19 protein-coding genes are annotated in these 26,572 nt (G+C 66.8%); 6 read left to right on the top strand and 13 right to left on the bottom strand.

The annotated features are described in order from the left end of the window. Window positions 1-65 precede the first annotated feature (65 nt). The 3 genes from APT59_RS20275 to APT59_RS20265 form a co-directional block, all read right to left on the bottom strand. Window positions 66-1,442 (bottom strand): sensor histidine kinase, encoded by a 1,377-nt coding sequence (locus APT59_RS20275; protein ID WP_059316488.1) that lies wholly within the window; start codon window positions 1,440-1,442, stop codon window positions 66-68. Continuing rightward, complete coding sequence (locus tag APT59_RS20270; RefSeq protein ID WP_059316487.1) at window positions 1,439-2,113, bottom strand: response regulator; 675 nt, start codon at window positions 2,111-2,113, stop codon at window positions 1,439-1,441. Before APT59_RS20270 ends, APT59_RS20275 begins: the two co-directional genes overlap by 4 nt. A 133-nt stretch (window positions 2,114-2,246) precedes the next feature. Further along, window positions 2,247-3,581: a PQQ-dependent sugar dehydrogenase gene (locus APT59_RS20265; RefSeq protein ID WP_059316486.1), complete on the bottom strand. Its 1,335-nt coding sequence runs from the start codon at window positions 3,579-3,581 to the stop codon at window positions 2,247-2,249. Window positions 3,582-4,034: 453 nt separating this feature from the next. Between APT59_RS20265 and APT59_RS20260 the strand changes: the two genes are divergently transcribed. Continuing rightward, complete coding sequence (locus APT59_RS20260) at window positions 4,035-5,078, top strand: glycoside hydrolase family 5 protein (protein ID WP_059316485.1); 1,044 nt, start codon at window positions 4,035-4,037, stop codon at window positions 5,076-5,078. 77 nt (window positions 5,079-5,155) lie between these two features. Then, on the top strand, window positions 5,156-5,539 hold the full coding sequence (gcvH, locus tag APT59_RS20255) for a glycine cleavage system protein GcvH (RefSeq protein ID WP_059316484.1): 384 nt from the start codon (window positions 5,156-5,158) through the stop codon (window positions 5,537-5,539). An 80-nt stretch (window positions 5,540-5,619) separates the two neighbouring features. On the opposite strand, the gene APT59_RS20250 is transcribed toward gcvH, so the two are convergent. The 4 genes from APT59_RS20250 to APT59_RS20235 all read right to left on the bottom strand — a co-directional run bounded on the left by APT59_RS20250 (window position 5,620) and on the right by APT59_RS20235 (window position 13,717). After that, a complete protein-coding gene (locus APT59_RS20250; RefSeq protein ID WP_017639490.1) occupies window positions 5,620-5,934 on the bottom strand; it encodes a DUF2388 domain-containing protein in 315 nt (104 codons plus the stop codon). 73 nt (window positions 5,935-6,007) lie between these two features. Continuing rightward, the gene (locus APT59_RS20245) at window positions 6,008-10,357 is read right to left on the bottom strand and encodes a PAS domain S-box protein (RefSeq protein ID WP_059316483.1); all 4,350 of its coding nucleotides are present in this window, start codon (window positions 10,355-10,357) and stop codon (window positions 6,008-6,010) included. Between the two features lie 44 nt (window positions 10,358-10,401). Continuing rightward, window positions 10,402-12,183 carry a GspE/PulE family protein gene (locus APT59_RS20240; RefSeq protein WP_059316482.1) on the bottom strand — a complete coding sequence of 594 codons (1,782 nt, stop codon included), beginning with the start codon at window positions 12,181-12,183 and terminating at the stop codon, window positions 10,402-10,404. Between the two features lie 184 nt (window positions 12,184-12,367). Then, a complete protein-coding gene (locus APT59_RS20235) occupies window positions 12,368-13,717 on the bottom strand; it encodes an inorganic triphosphatase (RefSeq protein WP_059316481.1) in 1,350 nt (449 codons plus the stop codon). Window positions 13,718-13,888: 171 nt separating this feature from the next. On the opposite strand from APT59_RS20235, the gene argE reads away from it, so the two are divergent. Then, window positions 13,889-15,049 (top strand): acetylornithine deacetylase, encoded by a 1,161-nt coding sequence (argE, locus tag APT59_RS20230; protein ID WP_059316480.1) that lies wholly within the window; start codon window positions 13,889-13,891, stop codon window positions 15,047-15,049. 163 nt (window positions 15,050-15,212) lie between these two features. Then, entirely contained in the window at window positions 15,213-16,511 is a 1,299-nt protein-coding gene (gene argA, locus APT59_RS20225) for an amino-acid N-acetyltransferase (protein ID WP_059316479.1), read from the top strand. Window positions 16,512-17,289: 778 nt separating this feature from the next. On the opposite strand, the gene gshA is transcribed toward argA, so the two are convergent. From gshA to APT59_RS20210, 3 genes are all read right to left on the bottom strand, one after another. Further along, window positions 17,290-18,867, bottom strand: coding sequence for a glutamate--cysteine ligase (gene gshA, locus APT59_RS20220; protein WP_059316478.1), 1,578 nt, complete (start codon window positions 18,865-18,867; stop codon window positions 17,290-17,292). A gap of 211 nt (window positions 18,868-19,078) precedes the next feature. Further along, on the bottom strand, window positions 19,079-19,468 hold the full coding sequence (locus tag APT59_RS20215; RefSeq protein WP_167348571.1) for a PaaI family thioesterase: 390 nt from the start codon (window positions 19,466-19,468) through the stop codon (window positions 19,079-19,081). Further along, the gene (locus APT59_RS20210; protein WP_059316476.1) at window positions 19,465-21,783 is read right to left on the bottom strand and encodes a Tex family protein; all 2,319 of its coding nucleotides are present in this window, start codon (window positions 21,781-21,783) and stop codon (window positions 19,465-19,467) included. Before APT59_RS20210 ends, APT59_RS20215 begins: the two co-directional genes overlap by 4 nt. Window positions 21,784-21,958: 175 nt before the next feature. Here APT59_RS20210 and ompR point away from each other — a divergent pair, with 175 nt between their 5' ends. After that, window positions 21,959-22,693 carry a two-component system response regulator OmpR gene (ompR, locus tag APT59_RS20205; protein WP_059316475.1) on the top strand — a complete coding sequence of 245 codons (735 nt, stop codon included), beginning with the start codon at window positions 21,959-21,961 and terminating at the stop codon, window positions 22,691-22,693. A gap of 40 nt (window positions 22,694-22,733) precedes the next feature. Here the strand turns inward: ompR and uppP are convergent, their stop codons facing one another. Then, a complete protein-coding gene (gene uppP / locus APT59_RS20200; protein ID WP_059316474.1) occupies window positions 22,734-23,606 on the bottom strand; it encodes an undecaprenyl-diphosphatase UppP in 873 nt (290 codons plus the stop codon). A 137-nt stretch (window positions 23,607-23,743) separates the two neighbouring features. Here uppP and APT59_RS20195 point away from each other — a divergent pair, with 137 nt between their 5' ends. Further along, a complete protein-coding gene (locus tag APT59_RS20195) occupies window positions 23,744-25,063 on the top strand; it encodes a HAMP domain-containing histidine kinase (protein ID WP_059316473.1) in 1,320 nt (439 codons plus the stop codon). Between the two features lie 116 nt (window positions 25,064-25,179). Here the strand turns inward: APT59_RS20195 and rimK are convergent, their stop codons facing one another. Both rimK and APT59_RS20185 read right to left on the bottom strand, forming a co-directional pair. After that, window positions 25,180-26,085, bottom strand: a complete 906-nt coding sequence (gene rimK / locus APT59_RS20190; protein ID WP_017639501.1) for a 30S ribosomal protein S6--L-glutamate ligase — start codon at window positions 26,083-26,085, stop codon at window positions 25,180-25,182. Continuing rightward, the gene (locus tag APT59_RS20185; RefSeq protein ID WP_231356116.1) at window positions 26,082-26,492 is read right to left on the bottom strand and encodes an ATP-dependent zinc protease; all 411 of its coding nucleotides are present in this window, start codon (window positions 26,490-26,492) and stop codon (window positions 26,082-26,084) included. The genes rimK and APT59_RS20185 overlap by 4 nt, the downstream gene beginning before the upstream one ends. Window positions 26,493-26,572: the final 80 nt, after the last annotated feature.

The following is a 26,572-nucleotide window of genomic DNA, read 5'->3' as shown; positions in this document are numbered from 1 at the left end:
AATCCCTTCACTGTAAGCCCTAGGCCGGCCCGGATAAAAGATGGCCTTGGTCGTAGGCGGCTGGTTCAGACCAGCCCAGGCAGCTCGATATGCACGCCCAGACCGCGTCCTTGCAGGCCTTCGCCCAGATGCAGAGTGCCACCATGGATTTCGACGATGCGCTTGACGATGGGCAGGCCCAGGCCGCTGCCGACGTTCTGACCGGCGCTCTCGCTGCGATAGAAGCGGGTGAAGATCATCGCCCGCTCTTCCGGGGTGACGCCGGGTCCGCTGTCACAGACATCGATCCGAACCCGCCCGGGCACATCCTCGACGACCCGCACCAGCACCTGGCCACCGCTCGGGGTGTAGCGGATGGCATTGCCGACCAGATTGGTGAGCAGCACCCCCAGCCAGGTGGGAATGCCGGACAGCTGGACCTCCTGATCCTCCAGGACCAGGTCGATGTTCTTGTCGATGGCCAGCGGTGCGAGTTCCGAGAGGGTATCCGCCGCCAGGCGTCCGAGGTGGACGGGAATGAACTGTTCCTGCAAGGCGCCACTGTCCAGGCGGGCCAGGAGCAGGATCTGCTCCATCAGCTGGCTGATGCGTTCGGCGCTGCGGCGCACCTGCACCAGGCCCCGGGCGTGGGCCTGGGGATCACTGGAACGCAGGGCCACCTGGGTGTGGGTCAGCAGGCTGGCCAAGGGCGTGCGAATTTCGTGGGCGGCGTCGCTGGTCAGCCGGCGCTCGGCTTCCAGGGCACCGTCCAGGCGTTGCAGCAGGGCATTGATCTCCTCGACCAGGACCGCGGCTTCCAAAGGTACGCGATTCAGCGGCAGCGGCTCCAGCCGCTGGGCGGAGCGCTGCTTGATCTGCGCGGCCAGCTGGCGCAGCGGATCGAGCCCACGGGTGACGCCAAACCAGATGAGCGCGGCCAGCACCGGTAGGGCCAAGGCCAGGGGGAACAGCGAGCCGAGCAGCAGCAGGTTGGTGGCCCCGCGGCGATCGGCCAGGTTTTCGTAGATCCAGATGCGTCCGTCGCCGCTGCTCAGGCGCAGCACGCGCCAGTGTTGTCCTTCGGCCAGCAGGCTGCTGAAGCCGGCCGGTTGATTCACCAGACCGGCTGGCGGGGCCAGGGTGCCGAGGCGCTGGTCGCCGGCCTGCAGCAGATAGCCCAGGGCATTGCGCCGCTTGAACAGTGGCAGATCGGCGATGGCCGTGCGGCTGCGCTCCAGGGCGCGGGCCTCGGGCGGCAGGGTATGGTCATTGCCTTCGCCAAGGGTGGCCAGGTGCAGCGCCGCCGCGCCGAAGTCGAGCATGTCCTCGTCTGCCAGGCGATTCACCTGGCGCAGGACCAACTGATAGGTTACCAGGGCGGCGATCAGCCAGCAGGCGAAGATCCCGCACAGTAGCAGCGTCAGCAGGCGCCGCCGCAGCGAGATCGCCGGACCGTCGTTCACGGCGCCGGCCGCTCGGGCTGGTCGATGCCATAGCCGATGCCGCGCACGGTGCGGATCAGGCTGGTGCCGAGCTTGCGCCTGAGGTGATGGATATGAACCTCGATGGCGTTGCTCTCGACATCGCCATCCCAGCCGTAAAGGGCCTGCTCCAGGCGATTGCGCGAGAGCACCTTGCCCATGTTTTCCAGCAACAGGCGCAGCAGGGCGTATTCCCGTGGTGCCAGCTCGACGGGCTGGCCAGCCAGGGTCACCCGGTGGGTGGCCGGATCGACGCGCAGCTCGTTGTGCTCCAGGTGCGGCAGCGCCCGACCGGCGCTGCGCCGGGTAAGGGCGCGCACGCGGGCAAGCAGTTCGTCGAGATCGAAGGGTTTGGTCAGGTAGTCGTCGGCGCCGGTGTCCAGGCCGGTGACCCGGTCGGTGACCTTGTCCCGAGCGGTGAGGATCAGCACCGGGGTGGCGTCGCCGCGCTTGCGCAGGCCGGCCAGGACCTCCAGTCCCGAGCGGCGGGGCAGGCCGATGTCGAGCACCACCAAGTCGAAGGGATCGGTCTCCAGCGCGGCCTGGGCGGCCTGGCCATCGGTCACCCAGTCGACGGTGTCGCCTTCCAGGGCCAGGCCGGCGCGGATGCCGTCGCCCAGCAGCATGTCGTCTTCGGCCAGCAGTATTCTCATCGGATTTTCCCAGGCGGTGGAGCGGTTGTACCGCTCCGGGCCTGCCACGGCAAGAGCGGTGACCATCCCCCAGGATGGTCAGGCTCAAGATTAGTCCGAGGCGCTTAAGGACGGATTAACAAAGGGGTAGCGCCTAGCGTGGCGGGGCGCTGACCCGCCAGATCGTGTTGCCGACGTCGTCGGCCACCAGCAGACCGCCGCGGCCGTCGTTGACCACCCCGACCGGGCGCCCCTGGGCCTCTTCCTTGGCGTTGAGGAAGCCGGTCAGCAGGTCCCGTGGTGGGCCGCTGGGCTTCCCGTCCTGGAAGGGTACGAAGATGACCTTGTAGCCGCTCTTGGGATCACGATTCCAGGAGCCATGCTGGCCGATGAACAGGCCCTGATGGAAAGCCTCGGGGAACCGAGTGTCAGCGCTGGCGAAGGCCAGTCCCAGGGAGGCGGTGTGGCTGCCCAGGGCGTAGTCGGGGGTAAGGGCCTTGGCCACCAGGTCCGGTCGTGGCGGTTGCACTCGGCTGTCCAGGTGCTGACCCCAGTAGCTGTAGGGCCAGCCATAGAAGCCGCCGTCCTGCACCGAGGTAGCGTAGTCGGGCACCAGATCGCTACCGATTTCGTCGCGCTCGTTGACCACCGTCCAGAGTTTGCCAGTGGTGGGCTCCCAGTCCAGGCCGTTGGGATTGCGCAGGCCGGTGGCGAACAGACGCTTCTGGCCCGAGGCACGGTCCAGCTCCCAGATGGCGGCGCGCCCCTGCTCGATATCCAGGCCGTTCTCGCCGACGTTGCTGTTGGAGCCGACGGTGAGGTAGAGCTTCTGGCCATCGCGGCTGGCGATGACGTTCTTGGTCCAGTGGTGATTGATGCCGGCCGGCAGGTCGGTGACCTTGGTGCCCTGGCCTTCCAGGTGGGTGGCACCGGGGCGATAGGTGAAGCGCACCAGGGCATCGGCGTTGGCGACATAGAAGTCCTCGCCCACCAGCGCCATGCCGAAGGGCGAATGGAGGTGCTCGGCGAAGAGGGTGCGGGTCTCGGCGACACCATCGCCGTCGGCATCACGCAGCAGGGTGATGCGGTCGGCACTGGGCACCCCGGCGCCTGCTTTCTTCATGAACAGACCGGCGATCCAGCCCTTGATGCCGGGAAAGTCGTCGCGCTTGGGGGCATTGCTTTCCGCCACCAGCACATCGCCATTGGGCAGTACATAGAGCCAGCGCGGATGGTCCAGGCCGCGGGCGAAGGCCTGGACCTGGGTGCCCGGCGCGGCGATGGGCTTGCCGCCCTCGGGCCAGCCGACCGCTGGCGCCACGTTGACTGTCGGCAGCAGGGTCTTGTGTGGCGCCGGCAGGGTCGGCGTCGGGCCATAGCCGGCGTCGCGCTGCAACTGGGCGGTCTCGCCGCAGCCGAGCAGGGTAGCGGTCACCAAGGCCAGTGTCAGGGTCAGGGTATGAGCGGGGTAGGGCGCGCTAAGGGGCATGGCAGGGCTCTCGCGGGGGCTCGCAGGGGTAGAGCCCAGGGTCAGGAGAACGTTCCGGGCCAGGGGTAGTGGAGGCCTGCTGAGCCTCTGAAGTGATTAGGGTAGGCGATTTGAAAAATGACTGTATCCACATTGCTGGTCTTTTTGAGGACTATCCAGGCCCTTCTGTCTTTTTGTGGATACAGAAAGTCCTGTTGATTCAAGGCGTTAGCTCCCCTGCGGCAAATACGGCTGCAAAGCGCCGGCAATCTGACACAAATACATCGGCAACCAATTGTTTTTGAAAGGAAATATTCACTCAAGCTGCGGGTGCTGACGCCGATAGCTACCTCCAACAATGACGACGAAGTCGCACCACGCGGCGCCGCAGGAGGACGCGGCCGCCTGAGCTCGCTCATGCCAGAACTCGCTAGGTTGCGGGGGCGGGGCGCATTTCTTTTCACAGGTGCAGTCATGCAATCCCTTACCCGGCGCTTGCGCCAGTTTTCCCTGCGTCTGGCCGGCACCCTGGCCCTGAGCAGCGCCCTCTTCGGTTCGGCCCAGGCGGTCGAACTGGTCGGTCTGAACTTTTCCGGTGCCGGCTTCGCCAGCCAGGTGCTGCCCGGTATCAACAACCGCAACTACATCTTTCCCAGCGAGCAGCACTTCAAGGACTGGAGCGCCAAGGGCATCAAGCTGGTGCGCTTTCCGATCATCTGGGAGCGTATCCAACCCAAGCTGAACTCAATGCTGGATCCGGACTATGGCGCGCTGGTCACCCAGACGCTCAATTACGCGCAGAAGTACGGCGTCAAGGTGATCCTCGACCTGCACAACTATGCGCGGTATCGCGGCGAAGTCATCGGCGCCGGCAAGGTCACCTACTTCAACTACTGGGATGTGACCTATCGCCTGGCCTTTCGCTTCGGCAAGCATCCGGCGCTCTACGGCTACGACATCATGAACGAGCCCCACGACGCCGTGGCCTTCTGGCCGACCGCCGCCCAGCATGGCATCAACGGCATCCGCACCATGGACAGCGTCCATCCCATCATCGTCGAGGGCAATGGCTGGTCCAGCGCCTCGCGCTGGCCACAGTGGAACGATCCGCTGCTGGCGCTCAAGGACCCGGCGGACAAGCTGATCTTTTCCGCCCACGTCTATTTCGACAACGACGGCGGTGGCCAGTATGCGAGCAAGGACATGAGCGGCTTCGATCCCATGGTCGGGGTGAATCGCGTCAAGCCCTTCGTCGACTGGCTGAAGAAGAACGGCAAGCAGGGCTACATCGGCGAATTCGGCGTACCCGATGACGATCCGCGTTGGCTGGTGGCCATGGACAACATACTGGCCTATCTCAAGCAGCACTGCATCCCGGCCAGCTACTGGGCCGCCGGCCCGGGTTGGGGCAACTACAACCTGGCGGTGGAGCCCATCAATGGCGTGGATCGCCCCCAGTGGGCGACGCTTAAGAAGTACGTCGACAACAGCAGCTGCACACGAATCGGGCCCAATTAACCCCAGCCAGCGATGGCGGTCCTCGGGGTCGGCAGGCTACCCTTGAGTTTTAACCGTGCCAGTCCCGAGGACCCCTCATGAGCCAGATTCCCGCCGACCTGCGTTATGCCGCCAGCCACGAATGGGCGCGCCTGGAAGCCGATGGTAGCGTTACCGTCGGCATTTCCGATCATGCCCAGGAGGCCTTGGGCGATGTGGTGTTCATCGAACTGCCGGAAGTCGGCAAGACCCTGGGCGCTGGCGAGCAGGCCGGGGTGGTGGAGTCGGTCAAGGCAGCGTCGGACATCTACGCTCCGGTGAGCGGTGAGGTCATCGCCATCAACGATGCCCTGGCCGACGCTCCCGAGCAGGTTAACGGCGAGCCCTATGGTGCCTGGTTCTTCAAGCTCAAGCCGCAGGATCCGGCCGAGCTGGATAAGCTGCTCGATGCCGAAGGCTATCGCCAGGCCAGCGAGAGCTGAGGCGACAGCCTCACGCCCAGGCAACAGGCAAAAAAGAACCCCGCACGGCATGACCGGCGGGGTTCTTTTTTGCCTGGCCCTTACTGGGTCAGGATGCGCATGGCGAGATCATTGTCGCTGGCCTGCAGGCCCGGCTCGGCGGCGCGCATGTCGCGCAGCGCGGCTTCCAGGTAGGGGCCACGGATCTGGCCGTTGCTGGCCAGGTAGGAGCTGGCGTCGTCCTGGGTGGCGGCAACGATCTTGTGGTCGTCACGGCTGGTGGTATAGAACGAGCCGGAGGTCGCCCCCAGGGTCGCGGCATGCCGCCAGAACCGCGCATCCGCATTGGCGGCGGTGGTCGCGGCCAGCAGCGGCAGACCGATCAGGGAAACCAGAGCAAGCTTCTTCAGGCGCATGGATGAGATCTCCTTCTTGAGGTCTCCTATAGAGAGCTCAGACGTCCGCTGAGTTCCAGGCCGCTGCATCAGCCTAGCGCTGGATCATGCTGTGGATACGTTCGGCCAGGGCGTCGATGTCGAACGGCTTGATCAGCATGTCCATGTTCTCGCCGAGGAATTCGCCGCGCACCTTGGCATTCTTGGCATAGCCGGTGATGAACAGCACCTTGAGCTCGGGTCGCCGACCACGGGCGATTTCGGCGAGCTGGCGCCCATTCATACCGGGCAGGCCGACATCGCTGATGAGCAGATCCAGCCGCTGGCCGCTTTCGATGATCGGCAGGGCGCTGTCGGCGTCGCTTGCCTCCAGGGCGGTGTAGCCCAGTTCGGCGAGTACCTCCAGCACGATCATGCGCACCGCGTATTCGTCCTCTACCACCAGCACGGTCTGGCCGGCCTCGGCGCGGGGCGCGACTTTTGTCGTGGGCTTGTCGTCGTGCTCCGCGACCACTTCCGGGTGGCGGGGCAGGTAGAGGCTGATGGTGGTGCCCTGGCCCTGCTCGGTGTCGATGCGTGCGGTACCGCCGGACTGCTTGACGAAGCCATAGATCATCGACAGGCCGAGCCCCGTGCCCTGGCCGGCCGGCTTGGTGGTGAAGAAGGGCTCGAAGGCCTTGGCCTTGACCTCCGGCGGCATGCCGGTGCCAGTGTCGGCCACGCTCAGGCGTACGTAGTCGCCCGGCGCCAGGGATTCGCGTGCGGCCGCCTCGCCATCCAGGCTGAGATTGGCGGTGGCGATGCACAGCTCGCCGCCCGCGGGCATGGCGTCGCGGCCGTTGATGACCAGGTTGAGCAGGGCGTTTTCCAACTGGTGGGTATCGCTGTGGGCGAGCCAGGCGACCGGCGCGAGATCCAGGCGCAAGGCGACGTTTTCGCCCACCGTGCGCACCAGCAGGTCCTGCAGCGAGGCGACCAGCTGGTGCACGTCCACCGGTTGCGGGTCCAGGGTCTGGCGGCGGGCGAAGGCCAGTAGTCGGTGGGTCAGGGCAGCGGCGCGGTCGGCCGAATTCACCGCGGCGTTGATGTAGCGATCCAGGTCCTGGGTACGCCCATTGGCAATGCGCAAGCGGATCAGGTCCAGGGCACCGACGATGCCGGTGAGCATGTTGTTGAAGTCGTGAGCGATACCGCCGGTGAGCTGGCCGATGGCTTCCATCTTCTGCGACTGGCGCAGGGCTTCCTCGGTGCGCTCGCGTTCGTAGATTTCGGCGATCAGCCGCGCATGGCTGCGCCCCAGTTCCTGGGTGCGTTCGGCGATGCGCTGCTCCAGCTGGTCGGTGGTCTGCCGCGCCTCGGTCACGTCCACGCCACAGCCCACCAGGCCGTGGAATTCCCCGTCGAGCTCCAGCCGCGGCGTGCCTTCCAGGCGCAGCCAGCGCCACTCACCCTGGGCATTGCGCACCCGTACCTCGGCGCGCAGGGCGCTGTGGGTGGCGATGGCCTGCTTGAAGGTCCCCTCGAAAGCCGGGCACTCGGTCTCCGGGAGCAGGGCGCTCCAGCCCTGGTCGTGCAGGTCGGCGTCGTGCAGGTCGAATTCGCTGGCGAAGCGCTGGTTGACGAATTGCAGCTGGCCGTCCGCATCGCAGGCCCAGATCAGCACCGGGGCGCTGTCGGCCATGAGCCGGAAGCGGCCCTCGCTCTCGCGCTGGGCGTCCTGGGAGCGTTGTCGGCAGATGGCCGACCAGAGCCGGTCGGTGACATCGCGCAGGAATTGCACCTCACCTTCCGTCCACAGCCGGGCGCGCTGGTCATGGGCGACGAACAGCGCGCGCAGGCGGCCATCCTCGTAGAGCGGGATGTCGACCAGCGCCGCGATCTCCAGATCGAGCAGGCGCTGGGCATTGGCCTGGGCGCGCGGATCCTGGCTGACGTCGTCGATGACCAGGGGCGCCTCGCCTTCCTGGTTGCCCAGGCTGTCAGGGGCGAGCAGCGGATAGGCCAGGGCCTGATCGAGACTGCCATTGGGCGTCCACATCTGTTGTGGGACGAAGGCGCCCCGGCTTTCCTCCAGCCGCGCATAACCGACCCGGCGCAGGCCCAGGCGCGTGCCCACCAATTCCAGGGCGGCGGCCACTCCCGTGCTTTCCGGATCGCCTTCGCGCAACCGATCCCCCAGCTCGATGAGGGCATGCTGGCGGGCTTCGGCTTCACGTCGTTCCTCGATCTGGCGACGCAGCTGGCGATTGGTCTCGCTGATGCGATCGGCGTCATGGCGTTCGCGGGTGATGTCGCGGGCGATGCCCACCAGGCGGCGCTGACCGCCGGGCTCCAGGCGCTCGCGCCCGCGGATGCTGAGCCACACCGGCTCGCCCTGGCGCGAGCTGCGCACGCGAAAGGTCAGCCGCAGGTCATAGGCATTGCCGCCGTCCTGGATGGCGGCGCTCACGTAGGCACGTACCCGTGGTGCATCCGCGGGGTGCAGGGCGCGCAGCAGGGCGCCGCCGCGCAGGGAGCAGCGGCCTTCGGCGGCGCCTACCAGATGGGCGAGCCGCGTATCCCAGCTGATCAGGTCGCGGTCGATGTCATAGTCCCAGACGCCCAGGTCGGCCACGTCCATGGCCAGGGCGATGCGCTGCTCGGCCAGGCGCAGGGCATCGGCGGCGGCGGTGCGCTCGATGACGATGCGGATGCGTTCGGCCACCTCGCGCACCAGGGCCACATCGCCAATGGTCCAGTGGCGGGGCGTGCCGGCATAGAGGAACAGCAGGCCGACCAGCTGTTCCTCGGCCAGCAGCGGCACCACCAGGCCGGCTCGGACGCCATGTTCGACCAGCTGGCTGCGCATCGCGCCCAGGCGTTCGTCCTGGGCGCTGTCTTCCACGCTGACGATGATGCCGCGGCGTAGCTCTTCCACTGCCGAGGTATGCCAGTGGCCCAGGCTGGGCAGGTTGAGGCGATGGGTGCGCCCCTGTTCGAGCCAGTCGCTGTCGATGGTCAGGCTACCGTCGTGACCAACGCGGGCATAGCCGATGCGCTGTACGGCCAGCAGATGGCCCAGGCTGTCGCCCAGCACCGAGGCGACCTCCCCCGTATTGGTCACGCCGTGCAGCAGGTCGCCCAGTTCGAGCAGGAAGCGCTGGCGGTCATGGCTGCGGATACGCTCGCTGAGATCGACGAAGGTACAGATGGCGCCCTGGACCTTGCCGTCACGCCAGAGCGGCTGGGCGCGCCATTCCACCGGTAGCAGGCTGCCGTCCTCGCGCAGCAGGGCGTCGGCGGAGAGGTGCAGGGTGGCACCTTCGCTGGCGGCGCGCTGCAGCGCCCGGGCGCCGTCTTCGCTGCGGGCGGAGCTGAGCCGGGTGTCCAGGCGGTCGCCAAGGATGTCACGCTCCTCGGTCAATCCGAGCATCTGGCGGAAGGCGCGATTGCACAGGGTCGCGCGGCACTCGCGATCCAGGGCGCAGAAGCCTTCGTGGGTGGATTCCAGCAGCAGGTGGGCGAAGGCCTCGCTTTCGCGGAGCGCCGTTTCCGCCCGCTTGCGGCTGTCGATGTCCTGGGCCACGCCCACCCAGTGCTCGATCTCGCCGCTGGCGTTGGTGAAGGGCATGGTGCGGGTTTCAAACCAGCGATAGCGACCCTGGGCATCACGCAGCTGCAATTCCAGACTGCCGGCGACGCGCTGCTGGCGCACCTCACGCCAGCGCCGCAACAGGTGCGGGCGGTGGTCGGGGTGGATGGCATCGGCCCAGAGATCGGGATCGGCGACGGTGCTGGCGGGGCTCAGGCCGCTGTATTCGTACCAGTAGCGATTGGCGTACTCGAAGGTGCCATCGGGCCGGGCGAACCAGATGATCTGCGGGTTGACGTCCATCAGGGCGCGGTAGTGGGTCTCGTCGAGGGTACTGTGCCGCGTGGGCGAGGTCGCCGGCAGTCGGGCCTCGAACAGACGCAGTACCTGGCGGGCAAGGCGTTCGAGGCCGGTCAGCCGCGCCGGGCTCAGGTCGCGTGGTTGCCAGTCCAGCACGCACAGGGTGCCGAGAAAGACGCCCTCGGCGGTGCGCAGTGGCGCACCGGCATAGAATCTCAGGCCCGCCGGATCGGTCACCAAGGGGTTGTCAACGAAGCGCGGATCCTGGCTGAGGTCCTCGATCTGCCGCGCCTCCTGGGCCGCATGCAGGTGTTGGCAGAAAGACAGGGCCAGGGGGATTTCCGCCACGCCCAGGCCGCGTTCGGCGATGAACAGCTGCTGCTGTTCGCCAAGCAGGTTGACCGCGGCGATGGGCGTCTCGCAAAGGGTCGCAGCCAGTTCCACCAGGTCGTCGAGGGCCGGTTCCGGCTGGCCATCGAGCAGGCCATAGGCCGCCAGGGCTTCCTGGCGACGATGGCGCTGCTCGGCGTCCTCGGCATCCAGGGCCGTAGGGGTGACGACGGTTGTCTGCACGGCTGGCTATCCTTGTTCCGCTCGCGGGGCCTGGGCGCTAGGCGCTAACGTTCACTCTGGGGCGTGACGCGTAAGACTTCTTCCACGGTGGTCAAGCCGGCGGCGATCTTTTGCGCGCCGGACAGCCGCAGACTGCGCATGCCTTCCTTGAATGCCTGCCGCCGCAGGGCGGTGATATCGGTATCCGCCGTCACCAGTTCACGCAGACTATCGGAGAGGGTGAGGATTTCGTATACCCCGGCACGACCGCGATAGCCGGTGTCGCGACATTCCGGGCAGCCCACCGGGCGCATGGCCCCCGTGGGCAGCGGTGCGTTCCAGGGCTTGGTCAGCTCCTGCCAGGCGGCCGGGTCCAGCTCGATGGGCGTCTTGCAGGCCGGGCACAGGGTCCGTACCAGACGCTGGGCCATGACGCCCAGGACCGTGGCCCGGATCAGGTAGTAGGGCACGCCCAGTTCGATCAGGCGGCTCACCGAGCTGGGGGCGTCGTTGGTATGCAGGGTGGAGAGCACCAGGTGGCCGGTCAGGGCCGCCTGGATGGCCATCTCGGCGGTTTCCAGGTCGCGGATCTCACCGATCATGATGATGTCCGGGTCCTGCCGCATCAGCGCCCGCACGCCACTGGCGAAGGTCACCTCGATGTTCGGCTGCACCTGCATCTGGTTGAAGGCGTCTTCCACCATCTCGATGGGGTCTTCGATGGTGCAGACGTTGACCTCGGGCGTGGCCAGTTGCTTGAGGGTGGTGTAGAGGGTGGTGGTCTTGCCCGAGCCGGTGGGCCCGGTGACCAGGATGATGCCGTTGGGTTGCCCGGTCATGTCGGCCCAGCGGCGCAGGTCGTCGGCGGAGAAACCGAGCTGGTCGAAGCTCTTGAGCAGCACGTCCGGGTCGAAGATCCGCATCACCAGCTTTTCGCCGAAGGCGGTGGGCATGGTCGACAGCCGCAGCTCCACTTCCTTCTCGCCGGCCATGCGCGTCTTGATCCGGCCATCCTGGGGCTTGCGCTTCTCGGCGACGTTCATGCGGCCGAGGTTCTTGATCCGGCTGACCACCGCCAGGGTGACCTGGGCGGGGAACTGGTAGACGGTGTGCAGCACGCCATCGATGCGAAAGCGCACCGCCCCCTGCTCGCGCCGTGGCTCGACGTGAATATCGCTGGCGCGCTGCTGGAAGGCGTACTGGAACAGCCAGTCGACGATATTGACGATGTGGGCGTCGTTGGCATCCGGCTCGCCATCGGCGGCACCGAGATTGACCAGTTGCTCGAAGTTGCCGACGCCACTGCTCTTCTGCTCGACCGCCGAAGCGCCGGTGACCGAGCGGGCCAGGCGAAAGAATTCCTGGGTGTAGCGGGTGATGTCCGCGGGGCTGGCCACCACGCGCTTGATCGGCCGCTGCAGCACATGGGTGAGGTTGCTCTCCCAGCTGTGCACGAAGGGCTGGGCGCTGGCCACCGTCACCTCGTCCGGGCTCACCGCCACGGCCAGGATCTTGTTGCGCTGGGCGAAGGCATAGGACATCAGCGGGGTGACCGAGGCCACGTCCACCTTGAGCGGATCGATGCGGTAGAAAGGCTGCTTCGAATAGTCGGCCAGCCAGCGGGTCAGGCTGTCCAGATCCAGCTTGCGCCCCGGACGGCTGAGGTCGTCCACGCTCTGCGCCGCCAGGAACTCCAGCGGATGCTGCTGCGGATTGGCCGAGCCGCGGCGCAGGAGCAGGCACTGTTCGGCGGTCTGCTGGTCGATCCGCCGCTGGCTGACCAGCTCACGCAGGATATCGCCCAGGTCGAGCCAACGATCAGCGGAAGAGGAGGCTATGGCGGACATCTGGACTCCTTGAAAAGGTGGTCGCCTCGGATGATGCCCGGTCTCTGACCGGGAGCGACCTTCCTCCCGTAACCTCTAGGACGGTCGCCTCCTTCAGCATAGCGACTTTGTGCGACAGAATCGCTCGCGGCCTTGTGCCATCAGCGTAGACGGCAGGAGCGCCTCTGTCCTGCCGTCCGGCGGCTCAGGCCAGGGCTTTCCAGGGTGCCAGTCCGTAAACCAGGCGGGCCTGTTCGGCCACCCCGGCGAGATCGCCATGGGCGCTCAGCGGGGCCAGCTTGCCCAGTTCGCCATACAGGCGGTCGGCCTCGGGCAGGTCCAGGGCGCCACGCGCCAGGTGCAGCCAGACCTGCATCCGCTCCAGGCGCGGCAGCTGCTGCTGGATCAGCTCGGGTTCGGTGATGGCGCGCAGCAGCGGCAGTTCGGCCGCCTCCTGGGCCAGCAGGCGCGGCAGCCATTGGCCCAGCGGCGTCACGCCCTGGCGCTCGCCGCGACCGGTACGACCCTGGATCCAGGCGCGCTCATGCAGCCAGCGCGCGGCACGCAGGGAGAACAGGCCCCAGCGTGGCTGTTCCAGTTCGGCGGCGAAGCGCTGCGGCGCCTGGCGGCGCGCTTCCTCGTCGTCCTGACCGATCACGGCCAGCGGACGCCAATCGGCGAGCAGCTCATCGAGGGCCTGGCGCAGGTCGCGACTGGTGGCGCGCGGCGCGGCCTGACCGAGGCTGCCGAGCAGCGCACGCAGATCGATCAGCTGGTGCACCCAGTCCACCAGCAGGCGCCAGTGGCCATTCCAGCGATACTGTTCGGCCAGGCGTTGACTGCCGGCCAGCAGGTGCCAACCCAGGCGGGCGACGGCTTCGTCCAGCGGCGTCTCGGCGTCCAGTTCCGGCGCGGACAGATAGAGGGTGTAGCTCGACGCATCGTGCAGGCGATAGCCGCGCTCGGCCTTGCTGATGTCGCAGGGCATCAGCGGCAGCTCGGCGGCCAGTTGCTCGGCCAGCTCCAGCAGGGTCGCCGGTTCGCCCTGACGCAGTTCCAGCTCGACCTCGGCGATGGCTTCGCGCTGTTCGCCCGCGCGCACCTCGCCCTGGTCCAGGGCCACCTCGATCACGGTACGAGTCTTGCCCCGGCCCCAGGCGATTTCCGCGGCGTCACGGACGAAGTCGGTGTCGAACACCGGCTGCAGGCGGCGTAGGTCCAGGTCGGCCAGCTCAGCGGGCCAGCAGCTGTCGTCGAACAGCGCGGTGTCCAGGGTGGCATCGGCCAACGGCCATTCCCATTCGTTGCGCTCGGACAGCCCGGCCAGGCTCTGGCCGCGGCTCTTGAGCGTCTGGATGTAGCGGTCGCCATCACGCCGCACGCGCAGGGCGACCTTGGCATGGGCCAGGTCGCGGGTGTCGGTGTCGTAATAGCAGTTGGAGAGTTCGTGACGCTGCCAGCCTTCCTTGCAGCGCTTCTTCAGCAGCGGATGAGCGCGCAGGGCGTCGAGGGTGGCCGCACTGGCGCGCAGCTTGATTTCGGTTTCTTTGGCCATTGCAGGATCCTGGCGCCGGAAGAGAACGGTCCGGCTCCGTGCCGAGCGCGTCATGACGACGGACGGCGAGAACGTGGCCGCTAGTTTAGCCGGTCCACGCGTTCAAGGCCCATGAAGGTTTCATCGCCGGGCGGATGACGCCATGATGGGGTCGTGACCAGGAGGCCCCGCATGACTCTGCCCGCGCTGAAAGCTCTGTTCGCCACCCTCATCGCCGAGCGTTCGGTGAGTTGCACCCAGCCGGCGCTGGACCAGTCCAACGCCGGGGTGGTCGCCCGCCTGGCCGACTGGTTCGGTGCCCTGGGCTTCGCCTGCGAGACCCAGGAGGTGGCGCCGGGCAAGTTCAATCTCATAGCCACCCTGGGCAGCGGTCCGGGCGGGCTGGTGCTGGCCGGCCATACCGACACCGTGCCCTACGACGAGGCCCTCTGGCAGGCCGATCCCTTGCGCCTGCGCGAAGCCGACGATCGCTGGTACGGGCTGGGCAGCTGCGACATGAAGGGCTTCTTCGCGCTGATCCTCGAGGCGGTGCGCGAGTTGGATCTGCGCCAACTGCGCCAGCCGCTGATCGTGCTGGCCACCTGCGATGAGGAATCCTCCATGGACGGCGCCCGGGTGCTGGCCGAGGCCGGACGCCCGCTGGGCCGCGCCGCGGTGATCGGCGAGCCGAGCGGGCTGCGGCCGATTCGCCTGCACAAGGGCATTCTCATGGAGCGCATCGACATCCTGGGTCAGAGTGGCCATTCCTCCGATCCGACACTGGGCCACAGCGCCCTGGACGCCATGCAGGCGGTGATGGGCGAGCTGCTCGACTTGCGCGCCCAGTGGCAGCGCGAGTACCGCAACCCGCTGTTCCTGGTGCCCCAGCCGACCCTCAACCTCGGCTGCATCCATGGCGGTGACAACCCTAATCGTATCTGCGGCCAGTGCGCCCTGGAATTCGACCTGCGTCCGCTACCGGGCATGCAGCCGGAAGCCCTGCGCCAGGCCATCCGTGGGCGGCTCCTGCCGCTCGCCGAGCGCTTCGGGGTACGGATCGACTACCAGCCGCTGTTTCCCGCCGTGCCACCCTTCGAGCAGCCGGCCGAGGCCGAGCTGGTGCGCCTGGCCGAGCGCCTCACCGGCCATACCGCCGACGCCGTGGCCTTCGCCACCGAGGCGCCCTATCTACAGGCGATCACCCAGGAGGTGCTGGTGCTCGGCCCCGGCGACATCAGTTGCGCGCACCAGCCCGAGGAGCATCTGGCGCTGGCGCGGATCGCGCCTACCGTCAAGCTGCTGCAGCAACTGATCGGCCACTACTGCCTGGGCGAGGCGGCGGCTGTCCGATGAACAGACCCGCGCGCCCAACGTGACTTTTTGTAAACTCCAGGCGGTCTACTGACCCTGCCTGCCCATCCGCTCCCTGTCGAGGAACCTCCGTGCTGCGACGACGCTGAACGCCCTGCCTGCCCTCGTTCACCCTCACGCCTATCCACCAAGGGTCTTCGTCTCGATGCACGAATACGTCAACTGGCTCCGCCACGCCTCGCCCTATATCAACGCCCACCGCGACGCCACCTTCGTCGTCATGCTGCCCGGTGACGGCGTCGCCCATCCCAACTTCGGCAACATCGTCCACGACCTGGTCCTGCTGCACAGCCTGGGTGTACGCCTGGTGCTGGTGCATGGATCGCGCCCGCAGATCGAATCGCGCCTGGCCGCCCGTGGCATCGAACCGCGCTTCTACAACGACCTGCGCATCACCGATGGCCCGACCCTGGAAGCGGTGATCGACGCGGTCGGCAGCCTGCGCAGCGCCATAGAGGCACGGCTGTCCATGGACATGGCCGCCTCGCCCATGCAGGGCTCGCGCCTGCGGGTGGCCAGCGGCAACCTGGTCACCGCGCGGCCGGTAGGAGTGCAGGACGGCGTCGACTTCCACCACACCGGTGAAGTCCGCCGCATCGACCGGCGTGGTATCGGTCGCCTGCTCGACGAGCGCACCATCGTGCTGCTTTCGCCCCTGGGCTATTCCCCCACCGGCGAGACCTTCAACCTGGCCTGCGAAGACGTGGCCATGCGCGCCGCCATCGACCTGGGCGCCGACAAGCTGGTGCTCTACGGCGCCGAACCGGGCCTGCTGGACGAGCATGGCGCCCTGATCCGCGAGATCGGTCCGCAGCAGATCCCCACCCATCTGGCGCGCCTGGGCAGCTCCTACCAGGCCGAATTGCTCGACGCCGCCGCCCAGGCCACCCGTGGTGGCGTGCGGCGCTGCCACATCGTCGGCTACGCCGAGGATGGCGCGCTGCTCACTGAGCTCTTCACCCGCGCTGGTAGCGGCACCCTGGTGGCTCAGGAACCCTTCGAGACCCTGCGCGAGGCGACTATCGCCGACGTCGGCGGCCTGATGGAGTTGATTCGTCCGCTGGAAGAGCAGGGCATCCTGGTCCGCCGCTCCCGCGAGGTGCTGGAGCGCGAGATCGAGCAATTCAGCATCGTCGAACGCGAAGGCCTGATCATCGCCTGCGCAGCGCTCTATCCCATCGCCGAATCAGCCGCGGGTGAGCTGGCCTGCCTGGCGGTGAATCCCGACTACCGCCACGGCGGCCGTGGCGACGCCCTGCTGGCGCGCATCGAACAGCGCGCCCGCGAGCGTGGCCTCGGCACCCTGTTCGTGCTCACCACCAAGACCGCCCACTGGTTCCGCGAACGCGGCTTCGAGCCGAGCGGCGTGGAGCGGCTGCCCGCCGCGCGGGCGTCGCTGTACAACTTCCAGCGCAATTCGAAGATCTTCGAGAAGAGCCTGTAGGCGAACGTGAGCGTAGGTTGGGCTGAGCGGAGCGAAGCCCAACGCTACCAAGCCGCTCGTCATCGCGGCCATGGGCCGCTCCTACACATTCTAGGCACACCTGTAGGAACGGCCCATGGCCGCGCTAGCTCCAGTCCGAACTGAAACCGCTCCAAGGCGCAGCTGGCACTTCCTGCATCGATATCGGAAGGCGCCCTCATCAACCATCGATTCGTCCGCTGGCGTCTGGAGACGTAGCGTGGAAAACCGCGCAGCGTTTTCCACTGGTGGGGCACCGCTGCTATCAGTGGACAAGGCTTAGCCGTTGTCCACGCTACGGGCTACGGGCTACGGGCTACGGGCTACGGGCTACGGGCTACGGGCTATTCACGGCTTTACAACCAGAATTTCCAGGCTGGCGAATCGCCCCGTTCAGAAGGGCGAACGCCAGTGTCCTGGAGGGGTTGAGCCGCAGGGATGCGGCGAGAGGCCTACACGGACCATGATGGCCCGTGTAGGCCGACCCCGGAACGGCGCTGGCGTGAGCGCAACGTAGCGCAGCGAAGTAACAGCCGCAGGCTGGCCCGAAGGGCGAGCAACGCGAGTCACCCGGAGCGAAGCGCAGGGCCGGATGTCCGGGGCAAGCGTTTTTGCTTACTTTTGCCGCGACTGGCAAAAGTGAGTCGCTCGGGGGAGCGAAACAAGAAGTGCCAGCAAAACTCGGTAACCGGCTAGCGCACCAATAACCCAAAGCGTTGGGCTTCGACGATGAAGCCGTCTCAACCCAACCTACGCCACCCTACACCCCGATCGTCGCCAGAATGCTGGCCTGATAGGCCGCCACGAAGGTATCGAAATCCCCCTGGGGCGCCGCCTCGATCTCCGCCTGCTCGTCCAGCGACTGGCGTGCCATCTGGGCATAGCAGGCCTGCTCGCCTTCGCTCAGCGGGTGGCTGGCGAAATAGGCCGCATGGGCCTCGCTCTGGCGCAGGCCGAAGTCGGCAAAGCTTTCGCCGCGCTCACGCAGTTCCTGCAGCACCCGCGCCGAGGGGGTGAGGCGGACATCGGCCAGCTTCTGCCGCTGCACTGCCACCGCCTGGCGATGGGCATCGCCACCCAGGCTGGCATCCAGGGTCTCGGCGCAGCGTTCGATCTGGTCGAGCATCTCCGCCGCCCAGTCGATCATGGTCACCGAAGCGCCATGGCGTTGCAGGCGCAGGCCGGGCTTGCGGCCTTCACGCACCACGCTGGCGAAGTTGTCGGTGCATTCGCGGCACTCGCCGTTGAGCGGCGGGCTGCCTTCCAGGGCGCAATAGAGCAGGAAGGCGTCGAGGAACAGCGCAGCGGTGGTGTCGATGCCCAGTGGCAGGAAGGGATCGATGTCCAGGCAGCGCACCTCGATGTACTGCACGCCACGGGCCATCAGCGCCTGCACCGGCCGCTCGCCGCTGCGAGTGACGCGCTTCGGGCGGATGGTGGCGTAGTACTCGTTCTCGATCTGCAGGATGTTGGTGTTGAGCTGCACCCACTCGCCGTTCTGGTGGGTACCGATCTCCGCATAGGGCGGGTAGGGCGTGCCCACCGCGCGTCTCAGGCTCTCGGTGTAGGTGGTCAGGTCGTTGTAGTCCGGCGTCAGGCTGGCCTGGGCGTTGCTCTGGTAGCCCAGATCGCTCATGCGCAGGCTGGTGGCATAGGGCAAATACAGGGTCCGCTCGTCGAGGGTCTGCAACTGGTGCGGCCGGCCGCGCAGGAAGCCCACGTCCAGCGCTGGCGAAGCGCCGAACAGGTACATGAGCAGCCAGCTGTAGCGCCGGAAGTTGCGGATCAGGGCGATGTAGCGCGCCGACTGATGGTCACGGGCGTCGCTGGAATCGCCTTCGTGCTGACGCAGGAGTTCCCACGCCGGTTCCGGTAGCGAGAAGTTGTAGTGGATGCCGGCGATGCACTGCATGGTGCGGCTGTAGCGCAGGGCCAGGCCGCGGCGGTAGACGTGCTTGAGTCGACCGATGTTGGAGCTGCCGTAATCGGCGATGGGGATCTCGTCCTCGGCCGGCAGCGCGCAGGGCATGGAGCCGCTCCACAGGCGCTCGCCGTCGAGCTCGGCGACCGCGGCGCGGTGCACTCGATCCAGGGCCGCCAGCACCTCGGGCGTGCGGGTGCCGGTGGGGGTGATGAATTCCAGCAGGGCCTCGGAGTAGTCCGTGGTGATCTGCGGATGGGTCAGGGCCGATCCCAGGGCCTGCGGATGAGGGCGCCGGGACAGCTGGCCATGGGCGTCCACCCGCAAGGTCTCGCGTTCGATACCGTGCAGGCATTCGGCCAGAAGGGTGGGATCAGCGCCGAGCAGGGCCAGGCGGCGGGACAGGATATCGCTCAAGTTGACTTCCTATGGCGGTACTCGCCCCGGACAGGGTAGAAGAAACCGACTGAAATGAGGGTTGCCGGCCAGGGCCGACGCGGGGGGCAGCAGTCACTGCTGCGGTCCGGGTTCAAGCCTCAGACCGCAACCCGCTCAGTTGTCTCCCAGCGTAGCTCAGGCAGCGGCAAAGGGCGATATGCGCCGCTTCGCTGCCGCCCAAGCTGGCCGGTCACAGACAGGCGAAGGTCGCCTGGGCCAGGGCGATCAATTTGTCGCCCTGATGCACCTGGGCTTCCAGTACGTGGGTCTTGCGGCCCGGATGGATCACCCGGGCGCGGCAGACCAGTTCGCCTTCGCTCACGCCACGCACGTAGTTGACCTTGCATTCCAGGGTCACGCTGCCGGGCTGGCCGTCGAACAGGCTGTGGCTGGCCTGGCCCAGGGCGGTGTCGATCAGCGAGAAGACGGCGCCACCGTGCAGCTTGCCGTGCAGGTTGATGAGCTTGTCCTGCACGCTCATGCGTACCTCGGACTCGCCGGCCTCGGCCTTGTGGATCGTCATGCCCAGCAGGGTGCTGAAGGCGCTGTCCTTGCCTACGGGAGAACCACTCATGCTCATTTCCTCAGTTGCTTGGCATTGGCGAACAATGACGCCATGGCGTTGTTGGCCGGGGCCGATTGGGTCTGGCGCGGGGCGCCCTTGTCGGCGCGGGGCTTGCCGCCATTGCCGCGGGCCTGACCGCCGGGCTTGCCGTCGACCTTCTCGCCGGGCGTGTCGCCCATGCGCATGGACAGCCCCACGCGATTGCGCGGCACGTCCACCTCCATCACCTTGACCTTGACGATGTCGCCCGCCTTGACCACCTCGTAGGGATCCTTGACGAATTTCTCCGACAGGGCGCTGATGTGCACCAGGCCGTCCTGGTGCACGCCGATGTCGACGAAGGCACCGAAGTTGGTGACGTTGGTGATGACGCCTTCCAGCACCATGCCCGGTTTGAGATCGGAAAGCTTCTCGACGCCGTCCTGGAACACCGCGGTCTTGAACTCGGGACGCGGGTCGCGGCCGGGCTTGTCCAGTTCCTGGAGGATGTCGGTCACCGTCGGCAGGCCAAAGCTCTCGTCGGTGAATTTCTTCGGGTCCAGGCGCTTGAGGAAGGCCGAGTCGCCGATCAGCGAGCGGATATCGCGGCCGGTATCGGCGGCGATGCGCTGTACCAGCGGATAGGTTTCCGGGTGCACCGCCGAGGCATCCAGCGGATTGGCGCCGCTCATCACGCGCAGGAAGCCGGCGGCCTGCTCGAAGGTTTTCTCGCCCAGCCGCGGCACCTTCTTCAGCGCCTCGCGGGTGGCGAAGGCGCCGTTGGCGTCGCGGAATTGCACGATGTTCTGCGCCAGGGTGGCGTTGAGGCCGGAAATCCGCGCCAGCAGGGCTGCGGAGGCGGTGTTCACGTCCACGCCCACGGCGTTCACGCAGTCTTCCACCACGGCGTCCAGGCTGCGCGCCAGCTTGAGCTGGGAGACGTCGTGCTGATACTGGCCGACACCGATGGACTTGGGCTCGATCTTCACCAGCTCGGCCAGCGGATCCTGCAGGCGCCGGGCAATGGACACGGCGCCGCGCAGGGAGACGTCCAGCTCCGGGAATTCCCGGGCGGCCAGTTCCGAGGCGGAATACACCGAGGCACCGGCTTCGCTGACCATCACCTTGGTCAAGCCCAGGCCCGGATACTTGCTGATCAGTTCGCCCGCCAGCTTGTCGCTCTCGCGGCTGGCGGTGCCGTTGCCGATGGCGATCAGGTCCACGCCGTGCTTGGTGCAGAGCACGCCGAGGGTGGCCAGGGTCTGGTCCCACTGATTGCGCGGCGCATGGGGATAGACCGTGTCGGTGGCCAGCAGCTTGCCGGTGGCATCCACCACCGCGATCTTGCACCCGGTGCGCAGGCCCGGGTCCAGCGCCAGGGTAGTGCGCGGACCGGCCGGCGCGGCCAGCAGCAGGTCATGCAGGTTGCGGGCGAAGACCGCGATGGCCTCTTCCTCGGCCTTCTCGCGCAGCTCGCCGAGCAGGTCGGTTTCCAGGGAGGTATAGAGCTTGACCTTCCAGGTCCAGCGCACCACCTCGGCCAGCCACCTGTCCGCGGCGCGGCCTTCGTTCTTCAGGCCGAAATGCGCGGCGATCAGCCCTTCACAGGGATGGGCGATGCCCGGGCCTTCTTCACCGAGCTTGAGCGCGGCGCTGAGGATGCCTTCGTTGCGCCCACGGAAGATCGCCAGGGCACGGTGCGAGGGCACGGCCCGGAAGGCTTCGTCGTGCTCGAAGTAGTCGCCGAACTTGGCGCCTTCGGTCTCCTTGCCGGGCACCAGGCGCGCACTGAGGATGGCGTCCTGTTGCAGGACGCCGCGCAGCCGCGCCAGCAGGTCGGCGTCCTCGGCGAAGCGCTCCATGAGAATGTACTTGGCGCCTTCCAGCGCGGCCTTGACGTCTGCAACGCCCTTGTCCGCATCCACGTAAGCGGCCGCTTCGGTCTCCGGGGTCAGCGTCGGGTCCTGCAGCAGGGCCTCCGCCAGCGGGCCGAGGCCGGCCTCCAGGGCGATCTGGCCCTTGGTGCGACGCTTCTGCTTGTAGGGCAGATAGAGGTCCTCCAGCCGCGTCTTGGTATCGGCCAGATTGATCTCGCGGGCCAGCTCGGGGGTCAGCTTGCCCTGCTCCTCGATGGAGGCCAGCACCGCGCGGCGGCGCTCCTCCAGCTCGCGCAGATAGCGCAGGCGTTCTTCCAGATGACGCAGCTGGGTATCGTCCAGGCTGCCGGTGACTTCCTTGCGATAACGGGCGATGAAGGGCACGGTGGACCCTTCGTCGAGCAGGGCCACGGCGGCGGCGACCTGTTGCGGGCGGGCGCCGAGCTCCTCGGCGATGCGGCTATTGATATCCATCGGGCTACCTGGCTGGCACAAGAAAAAGCGGGCCGCAGTATACCCGAGCCCGCCTGGCTGCCACGCCCTGCGCCAGCGTCACCGCCCAAGACCAGGCAAAATCTGCTAACAATGGCCCAACGCCGCGGTCGGATGGCCTACGGCATAATCCAGTGCTAGATCACAAGGAGATATTATGAGCACCCCTGCTGCCCCAGAAGGTGAAAAGATCCTGGTCGTCGATGACGACGCCCGGCTGCGCCGCCTCTTGGAGCGTTTTCTAGCCGAACAGGGTTACCGCGTGCGCACCGTCGAAAGCGCCGAACAGATGGACCGCCTGTTGGCGCGGGAAGTCTTCAACCTGGTCGTTCTCGACCTGATGATGCCCGGTGAAGACGGCTTGTCCGCCTGCGGCCGGCTGCGTGAGAGCGGCAACCGCATCCCCATCATCATGCTGACCGCCAAGGGCGACGAAGGCAGCCGGATCCAGGGTCTGGACCAGGGCGCCGACGACTACCTGGCCAAGCCCTTCAACCCGCTGGAGCTGGTGGCCCGGATCAAGGCCGTGCTGCGTCGCCAGGCCCCGGTGGTACCCGGCGCGCCCGCTGGTACCGACGAGATCGTGACCTTTGGTGACTACGCCCTGCACCTGGCTACCCGCGAGCTCAAGCGTGGCGAAGAGACCCACATGCTCACCACTGGCGAATTCGCCGTGCTCAAGGCGCTGGTCGATCACGCCCGTGAACCGCTGACCCGCGACAAGCTGATGAACCTGGCCCGTGGTCGCGAATGGGACGCCCTGGAGCGCTCCATCGACGTCCAGATCTCGCGCCTGCGCCGGATGATCGAGCCCGATCCGTCCAAGCCGCGCTATATCCAGACCGTCTGGGGCGTGGGTTACGTCTTCGTGCCGGATGGCGCCGGCAAGTAAGGCAGGTAGCCGGGGCATCGCGCCCCGGCTAGGGGGTGGCTCAGGCGAACAGGCCTTGATGCACGCCCACCAGCAGAAAGATCCCCAGTAGCGCGCGATAGATAATGAAGGGCCAGGTCGAGAAGCGTTCCAGAAAGCGCATCAGGCCCCAGATCGCCGCGAAGGCCGACAGGCTCGCCACCAGCAAGCCCACCAGCAGCAGCGACCAGGCTTCGGCCGGGATGTGCGCGTGCCAGAGCACCACCAGCTCCTTGAGTCCGGCCAGGGCAATGGCCGGCAGGCCCAGCAGGAAGGAAAAGCGCGCGGCTTCCTCGCGGCGCAGATTGAGGAACATGGCGGCGGTCAGGGTCGAGCCGGAGCGGGACACGCCCGGAATCAGCGCGCCGACCTGGGCGATCCCCACGATCAGGGCATCGCGCAGACGCATCTGCGAGATGTCTCTGTTGTGCCGGCAGATGCGCTCCGCCAGGGCCAGCAGGGCGGCCATGGCCAGGCAGGCGTAGCCGATGACGCTGAGGCCCCGCAGTGGCGAGCCGCAGGCGTTGAGCAGGGGCGCCAGCAGCAGGCCGGCGATGCAGATGGGAATGGTCGCCAGCACGATCATCACCGCCAGCAGGAAGTCCGGACTGTCGAAGTTGCGTTGCCGCACCGCGGCGAGGCTGCCCCGGGTCACACCACTGACATCGCGCCAGAAATAGCTGATCACCGCCGCCAGCGCCGCCATCTGCATGGCAGCGGAAAAGGCCGAGCCGGGATCGCGCCAGCCGAGCAGGGCGGGGACTACCCGCATGTGCGCCGTGGACGAAATGGGAAGCAGCTCGGTGATACCCTGCACGACGCCAAGAAAGGCGATCTGCGCGTAGCTGAGCGAGGCGAAGCCGATGTCCAGGCCGGTCTGGCAGATGTCGGACACGAGAGAACTCCAGGTTGAAGGGAAGAAATGGACGAGCAAATGTATCCGAATGTGTCCACGCCAGGTTGCCTATCTGGACCTTGCAATCCCAGAGGTTGTGATGGCTTTCGCGCCGTTTTGCGCGGAAAGTCTGGCCAATGAAGGCGCCCAGCTGGTTTCCCCAGAGTTTCTTCGCCCGCTCGCTGTGGATGGTTCTACTCGCGGTGCTGTTTTCCAAGGCGCTGACCCTGGTCTATCTGCTACTCAACGAGGACGTCCTGGTCGATCGTCAGTACAGCCATGGCGCGGCCCTGACGCTCAGGGCCTACTGGGCCACTCCGGAAGCCGAACGGCCACGCATCGCCCAGGCCGCCGGCCTGCGCTACGAATCACCCGAGACCGTGCCTGCGGGGGAATACCACTGGCCCTACAGCGAGATCTTCGAGCGCCAGATGAAGCAGGAGCTGGGCGAGGAGACCGAGGTGCGGGTGCGGGTCCAGCATGGTCCGGCAATGTGGGTGCTGGCGCCGTCCCTGGGACCGGACTGGATCAAGATCCCGCTCATGGCCCATCCCCTGCGCGGGCAGCACATCTGGAGCGTGCTTGGCTGGTTTTTCGCCATCGGCCTGCTGTCCACCGGCGCCGCCTGGGTCTTCGTCCGACAGCTCAACCAGCCGCTACGGCGCCTGGTGCATGCGGCGCGCGAGCTGGGCAAGGGCCGCAGCGTGCGCCTGCCGGAAACCGATGCGCCCAGCGAGATCCAAGACGTCTACCATGCCTTCAACCAGATGGCCGAGGACGTCGAACAGGCCGGACGCGAGCGCGAGCTGATGCTGGCCGGGGTGTCCCACGACCTGCGCACGCCCCTGACCCGGCTGCGCCTGGCGGTAGAGCTGATGCCACCGGCCGAGCGCGAAGAGGCCGAGGACATGATTCGCGACATCGAGGACATGAACGCCATCCTCGACCAGTTCCTCGCCTTCGTTCGCGATGGCCGTGACGAGCCGCAGGAGCTCACCAATATCAACGAGCTGGCCCGCCAGGTGGTGGCGCCCTACAACCAGGAGGAGGAGCGGGTACGGCTGATGCTGGACGTGCTGCCGCCCTTGCCGGTGCGGCGCATTTCCTTCAAGCGGCTGCTGACCAACCTGGTGGAAAACGCCCTGCGCCACGGCGGCGGTGGAGGCGTCGAGGTGGTCGGACAGGTGGCGGGCTCAGCCACCGCGCCCTATGTCGCCCTGAGCGTGATGGATCGCGGCCCCGGCATCGATCCCAAGGACCTGCAGGACATCTTCAATCCCTTCACCCGCGGCAATCGCGCCCGCACCGTCAGCGGTTCCGGGCTGGGCCTGGCCATCGTCAAGCGCATCGCCGCCCAGCACGGCGGTAGCGCCGAACTGCGCAATCGCGAGGGAGGAGGGGTGGAGGCCCGGGTGCTGTTGCCCCTGGGCCTGCTGCTGCCGCGTAGCGCCAGCTGACACAGAGTTGCGCTTCGGCAACCTGTAGGAGCGGCCGCATCGGCGGACCGCCACGGCCGCGATAGTGCGTAGGTTGGGCTGAGCGCAGCGAAGCCCAACACTCGGGAGCTGGCGCCTCAGCCCTTGCCCTTGGTTCGCGTCAGACCCGGCTCGGCGTTCTTTTCCAGGTACTCGATGATGATCCCGGCCACGTCCTTGCCGGTGGTCTGCTCGATGCCTTCCAGGCCGGGCGAAGAGTTGACCTCCATCACCAGCGGCCCGTGATTGGATCTGAGGATGTCCACGCCGGCGACGCTCAGGCCCATGGCCCGGGCCGCACGCAGGGCGGTCATGCGTTCCTCGGGGGTGATCTTGATCAGGCTGGCGGTACCGCCACGGTGCAGGTTCGAGCGGAACTCCCCGGGCGCCGCCTGGCGCTTCATGGCAGCGATCACCTTGTCGCCGACCACGAAACAACGGATATCCGCACCGCCTGCCTCGCGGATGTACTCCTGCACCATGATGTTCTGCTTGAGGCCCATGAAGGCCTCGATCACCGATTCGGCCGCCTTCTCGGTCTCGCAGAGCACCACGCCGATACCCTGGGTACCTTCCAGGACCTTGATCACCAGGGGGGCGCCGTTGACCATCCGGATCAGGTCGGGCACGTCATCCGGCGAATGGGCGAAGCCGGTCACCGGCAGGCCGATGCCCTTGCGCGAGAGCAGCTGCAGGGAGCGCAGCTTGTCGCGCGAACGGCTGATGGCCACGCTCTCGTTGAGCGGAAAAACCCCTTGCATCTCGAACTGGCGCAACACCGCGCAGCCATAGAAGGTCACCGAGGCACCGATGCGCGGGATGACCGCATCGAAGCCCTCCAGGGGTTTGCCACGGTAGTGGATCTGCGGCTTGTGGCTGGCGATGTTCATGTACGCGCGCAGGGTGTCCACCACGACCACTTCATGGCCTCGGCTGACCCCGGCCTCGACCAGGCGTCGGGTGGAATACAGATTGGGATTACGCGAGAGAACGGCGATTTTCATGGGGCACCGGAAGCCGGAGTGAGGGACAGCTGGGGTTTGTCTTGTGCATAGGAGACGGCCGGATTCACCAGCAGACCACCATCGATCAGCGCCTTGGAGCCGAGCAGCATGCGATAGCGCATGCTCTTACGACAGGCCAGGGTAAATTCCACCGGCCACTGGCATTCGCCCAGGGCCAGCAGGGTACGGATGACATAACGCGTCTGGGCGATGCCGTTGGAGCTGCGGATGGTCTTCTTCGCCACCAGGGGCGCCTCGCAGTGCCGATGCCGAGATTGGACCAGCGTCCCCAGGTGCACGGTGAACCTCACCCAGCGCTCCTTGCCGCGCATGAACGGCTGGACTTCCGTCGCGTGCAGCGCCGAGGTGCTGGCACCGGTATCTATCTTGGCTCTCAGGCCCACCACCCCCAATTCGGGGAGGGCCACCCACTCACTCAGGCCGATAATGACCGGTTCGGCGGAATTGCTCATCGCTGCTCCTTGAA

The sequence above is a fragment of the Pseudomonas oryzihabitans genome, assembly GCF_001518815.1.
GTDB classification, from domain to species: domain Bacteria; phylum Pseudomonadota; class Gammaproteobacteria; order Pseudomonadales; family Pseudomonadaceae; genus Chryseomonas; species Chryseomonas oryzihabitans_E.
The sequence above is the reverse complement of the archived record's forward strand: the minus strand, read 5'-3'. Positions and strand labels throughout refer to the sequence as shown.